At 41.8% G+C, this 3,329-nt stretch carries 4 protein-coding genes; all 4 read left to right on the plus strand.

Annotated elements, in window-relative coordinates:
- Positions 1–695: helicase-related protein (locus K8S13_RS16040; protein WP_291464025.1), on the plus strand; the 695-nt coding region annotated here is incomplete at its 5' end.
- 673 nt (positions 696–1,368) lie between these two features.
- Positions 1,369–2,421 (plus strand): Fic family protein, encoded by a 1,053-nt coding sequence (locus K8S13_RS16045; RefSeq protein WP_291464027.1) that lies wholly within the window; start codon positions 1,369–1,371, stop codon positions 2,419–2,421.
- A 77-nt stretch (positions 2,422–2,498) separates the two neighbouring features.
- Positions 2,499–2,690, plus strand: a complete 192-nt coding sequence (locus K8S13_RS16050; RefSeq protein ID WP_291464028.1) for a BrnT family toxin — start codon at positions 2,499–2,501, stop codon at positions 2,688–2,690.
- 100 nt (positions 2,691–2,790) lie between these two features.
- On the plus strand, positions 2,791–3,000 hold the full coding sequence (locus K8S13_RS16055) for a BrnA antitoxin family protein (RefSeq protein ID WP_291464029.1): 210 nt from the start codon (positions 2,791–2,793) through the stop codon (positions 2,998–3,000).
- Positions 3,001–3,329 lie beyond the last annotated feature (329 nt).

Raw genomic sequence — 3,329 nt, forward strand, 5'->3', positions numbered from 1 at the left:
CCGCTGTTGCGGCTCAGATTTTAGATGCATATAAACCTGCATCGGCATTGATTTTCTGCAACACCAAACTGCAGTGCAAGTCTCTTTCAAAGTTCCTTGGAGCAAATGGGTTTTCATCTCTGGCTATTCACGGTGACCTTGAGCAGAAGGATCGAACCGAAATATTGGTGCGTTTTTCCAACGGCAGCACCCCCATTCTGGTTGCCACGGACGTGGCAGCCAGGGGCCTTGATATCTCAGGGCTCAGTGCGGTAATAAACTTTGACCTCCCCTTTGAGCCGGAGGTGTATATCCACCGTATCGGCCGGACAGGCCGGGCCGGGAAAGAGGGGATGGCTTTTTCCCTTATGACGTCCAAAGAGCGCTTCAGGCTGGAAGAGATAAACACCCTGATGGGCACTGCTTTTGAGGTGTCTGATATCGAAGCGCTTGAGCCCGTAATCGAAGAGAGCGCCATACCTCCCATGGTGACCTTTTCCATCAACGGTGGGCGAAAGGCCAAGCTTCGGCCTGGAGATATCCTGGGTGCTCTGACCAAGGATGCGGGAATCGAGGGAGGCTGCGTGGGCAAGATCAACTGCTTTGAGTTTTATTCCTACGTTGCCATTGAGCGAACCATGGCCGATAAAGCCGAAAAAGCGCTCTCCAAAAACAAGATCAAGGGGCGGCACTTTATTGTCCACAGACATGAGTAATGGAGATTAACGTTTTAAAATTAAGAAAAACAATTCTCGGGGCAGTGTCCGAATTATTGGAGCCAACCTGGATCGGCTGAAGAGTCTCAGTTTAAGTTAGATGAAATTTCATCGCATTCTGACCCATTAGAGTTTTTAAGCAGAATCAAATTTGAACAAGTTGGTTTCGATCCTCTCGACACACAGCGACCATTAAATTTCATTGAACAGCTCAATCAAACATTTACTTATCTTGCTTCATTTCTGGCCGCGAAACTTCTTTTAAAATGGCATGTTGAGCTTGCTGAACTCACGTTAAACTTAGGAACTGAATCAGGCTCTGATATTGAGAGCAGCTTTGATGGTGGAATAACAGCTGAAGTTTTTTCGGCGGTAAGACCCAATAATAACAGCAAACTGAGAAAAGATATTAAAAAAGTTTCAACGAGTAAGGCATTGCATAAGTATGTATTTTTCTTATGCCCCAGCTGTGAAGAGGGACCTTATTCAAATCCACTTGAAAACGATGTGTCAATTTGGTCACTTGGATATAATTGGTGGTAAAATTAAGCCCGCCATAACCCTTCGCTCGGTGGCCCCTCAACTCAACCGTTCTCAGCCATCCATTTATAAAATGGTAACCTGTAGTGATTGAAGATTTTATATTATTGGGGCATATGCTATAGATATACCCATGACAACATTTAATCCAAAATTCATAATAACCAATCGAATGATATCTGCCATTACTCAGATTGAACGGGCACGGGGTTTTTTTGAGGCTGCTCGATTATCTGATGACTGGATTCGGGATATGGGTAATAAAGCGCTCATCAAAGAGGCACATCATACAACACACATCGAGGGAACACGACTGACGCTGGATCAGGCTGAACGATTATGGAAAGGTGAACCCGTTCCTGAAGCCGACCCGGATGATACCATAGAACTACTGAATTACCGTTCTGCTTTTGAGTTTGTATCCGAATGTTTGGACAGCGGAGACCCGATTACAGAAGGCATGATTCGTGAAATCCATAAAAAACTGGTGCAAGGTGTCCGGGGAGGAAAAGCAGATCCCGGTGCATACAGACGGATACAAAATTATGTGGCAAATTCTCAAACAGGAGAAGTGATTTATACGCCACCATCTGCTGCTGAAATACCGATAATGATGTCTGAGTTGGTAAAATGGTTTAACTCAGATCTTGAAATCCACCCTGTTTTAATCAGTGGTATTGCCCAGTTCCAACTGGTCCATATTCATCCATTCCTTGACGGTAATGGACGGACTTCAAGGCTATTATCAACCCTCTGCCTTTACAAGGCCGGATATGATTTCAAACGTCTGTTCACTATCAGTGAATATTATGATCGTGACAGGCCCACTTTCTACAAAACAATCCAAAGCGTTCGTGAAAACGACATGGATATGACCGGATGGTTGGACTATTTCATCATTGGTCTGGAAACTCAAATGATTGAGGTCAAAGAACATGGCGAGCGGGTAATCCGTAGAGATGTTCTGGTACAAAAGTATGGTTTAAATGAACGACAAGGCAAGGCAATAAAATTTTTGCTGACCTATGGGAAACTTACAATAAAGGATTTTGAAAAACTTTGCCCCGATGTGAACAAACGTAGTTTGCAACGTGATTTAAAAGGTTTTTTGGAAAAGAGAATAATAAAAGAATCAGGAACAAGACCGACAGACCCAACGCGCCATTATTTTTTATCGGAGCTATGACAAGCTGTGACATGGAGCTGTGACACTGCTATGACAATTGCTGTGACATTTATATACATTATAATTATAATTTCATTATGAAAGAGATACAATTCACGTGGAATGAAACTAAAGCACAAGCCAATTTATTAAAGCACAAAATCTCTTTTAGTGAAGCAGTTTCAGTATTTAGTGATGATAATGCCAGGTTGATTTATGATCCAGATCACTCGTTGGAAGAGGAAAGATTTTTGTTGTTAGGGCTTAGCTATACCCACTTAAAGTATTGATTGTGGTCCATTGCATCAGGGATGAAAGCAACGAGATAAGAATAATATCTGCAAGAGAAGCCTCAAAAAAAGAACAAAAGCAATATGGAGGATATATATTATGAGAAAAGAATATGATTTTAGCAATTCAATAAAGAATCCTTATTCAAAAAAAGTGAAAAAACAAATTTCAATTCGTATTGAAACAAACACAATTGCTTATTTTAAGGCTCTATCAAAAGAGGTTGGAATTCCATATCAGAGTCTTATCAATTCTTATCTTGCAGAATGTGCCCATCAGCATAAAAAGCCTGAATTAAAGTGGGCTTAAGCCATAACCCATTAGTCCAGTGGATAGCCGGGGACTGAGCCGTTTTAAAAATTGTTAGAAATTTGAAGTTTTATGATTTTGACAAAGTTTGTGGAAGCCCGGCTACCACTGACTTCAAAGTTACATTAAACCTAGCGGCAGACAAGTAATTTCAAATGCAAATGCAAGCTTGAAAGTTTTTAAACTTTAGGTTCCCCGCAGTTATTAGGTTATTTGACCGGAGAACGGGGGAGCAATGCCGCAAGATTTACGCCAGTCATGTCATTTGCAAAAAACGCAAATGACCCGGATGCAATCACCTTGCAAGACGCAGGTTGGTTACAGCAAGG

The organism is Desulfobacula sp., from assembly GCF_021107415.1.

Bases quoted from the DNA above. Each gene is read 5' to 3' on its own strand.
- K8S13_RS16045 (WP_291464027.1), top strand. From the start codon at position 1,369: ATGACAACATTTAATCCAAAATTCATAATAACCAATCGAATGATATCT.
- K8S13_RS16050 (WP_291464028.1), top strand. From the start codon at position 2,499: ATGAAAGAGATACAATTCACGTGGAATGAAACTAAAGCACAAGCCAAT.
- K8S13_RS16055 (WP_291464029.1), top strand. From the start codon at position 2,791: ATGAGAAAAGAATATGATTTTAGCAATTCAATAAAGAATCCTTATTCA.